The organism is Sciscionella sediminilitoris, from assembly GCF_000737195.2.
Taxonomy (GTDB): domain Bacteria; phylum Actinomycetota; class Actinomycetes; order Mycobacteriales; family Pseudonocardiaceae; genus Sciscionella; species Sciscionella sediminilitoris.
In genome coordinates, this window is sequence record NZ_JALM01000170.1 from 1 (window position 1) to 1,439 (window position 1,439).

Annotated in this window: 2 protein-coding genes; both read left to right on the plus strand. The window is 60.7% G+C overall.

Annotation, left to right across the window (positions count from 1 at the left end; all coding sequences use genetic code 11):
- Positions 1-335 precede the first annotated feature (335 nt).
- A complete protein-coding gene (locus tag AD72_RS34790; protein WP_156365526.1) occupies positions 336-758 on the plus strand; it encodes an SsgA family sporulation/cell division regulator in 423 nt (140 codons plus the stop codon).
- Between the two features lie 172 nt (positions 759-930).
- On the plus strand, positions 931-1,302 hold the full coding sequence (locus tag AD72_RS36255) for a plasmid stabilization protein (protein WP_231645156.1): 372 nt from the start codon (positions 931-933) through the stop codon (positions 1,300-1,302).
- The last annotated feature ends 137 nt before the right edge of the window (positions 1,303-1,439 follow it).

Below are 1,439 nucleotides of genomic sequence, written 5' to 3' on the forward strand. Positions count from 1 at the left end.
TTACGGGACAACCTTTAGGGCTTGCCCGTCACGAAAACATGTCGTCTCCTTTACCCCCGCCACACAACCGCAGGTCATCGCGTGCCGGTGCCAGGAGTTCCGTCAGTCAGGTCGGTGGTCGGTCGGCCAGACCCGAACGCCGGACCCAGCCACCCCGGAGCGCACAGGGAGCTTGTTCGCGCAAAGCCCTCGACACCGCTAGCTTGCCCAGTCGTGAATCCGGCGTTTCTACCACAGGTTTGCCCGCCCGACATCGTGGTAACTCCTCCGATGTCGGGTAGACCGACGCGGTGAGTTCGAACGCGCGAACATCGATCACCGAAGGTGGAACCAACATGCGCTATGACGTGACGGTCGAAAGGACTCTTCTGTTCGAGATGTCGACCGGCGGCACGACAACCGTGCCTATCGAGGTCGATCTCGCCTTCTACGAGTGCGATCCCTTGGCGGTACACCTGGCTTTCCGAATCTCCGAGGAACGCTGGATTCACTGGACGTTCGCCAGGGATCTGTTGGTCGAGGGGATCGCAGGTCCCGCAGGCGACGGTGACGTGCGCTTCTGGCCACTCGACGACGGCTCGGTACTGGTGGAAGTCTCCGTACCGGAGCGCGGCGCGGCGCGATTCCTCGCGGACATCCACGAGTTGACAACGTTCGTTGATCAGACCTATCACGAGGTGGACGCCGAACGAGCACAGGCGATCGTGGAGGAGGAAATCGGACAGTATCCGTGGCGGCATTCGATTCACCGACCGTAACTGGTTCGACCTTGGTGGCCGGTCCACCGTCAATGTGACCGGATCGTGGTTTCAGTCGAAAAGGAGCTGAGTGTGGTGACTGGTTTGCGCATGTGCAAACGGGGAATCCAACCACGGAACGACACTGTTCGCTCTGATCGAACCACCGCAGACGACACCAAGGAGGACAGACATGCCACGGCAGACGCCTCGTCAACAACGGCGTAACCCGCGTCAGCAGGAATGGGGAGCGAAGTCGAATCGCCAATACGAAGACATCAAAACCTCTCAGCTCGACCGTGGCGCGAGCGAAGGTCGTGCCGAAGAGATCGCCGCGCGCACGGTAAATAAGAACCGTGCACGCTCCGGCGCAGCGAAACAGGCCAGCACTACATCGAAACATGGCGAATCTCCGCAACAACGTGGTGGACGCCGCTCCGGGAAGCGTCTCGGCCCCAGTGGCGGACCCACCAAAGAACAGCTCTACAACGACGCGAAACAACGCAACATCAAGGGCCGATCGGCCATGACAAAGCAGCAGCTTCAACAGGCTCTTGGGCGCTGACCAACGGGTGGAGGCGACTCGACGATTACGGAAGCGTATACGGCTACGCGCAGGAGAATTCGGTCGGGACCCCTATGGCATCGGGCAGCGGCCGAAAGAGCGCGACACGGTGCTAGTTGTAGGAGGCCAGGACGTTG

What these genes read in the sequence shown, in the direction of transcription:
- AD72_RS36255 (WP_231645156.1), top strand. Translation starts at nt 931, where the DNA reads ATGCCACGGCAGACGCCTCGTCAACAACGGCGTAACCCGCGTCAGCAG.
- AD72_RS34790 (WP_156365526.1), top strand. Translation starts at nt 336, where the DNA reads ATGCGCTATGACGTGACGGTCGAAAGGACTCTTCTGTTCGAGATGTCG.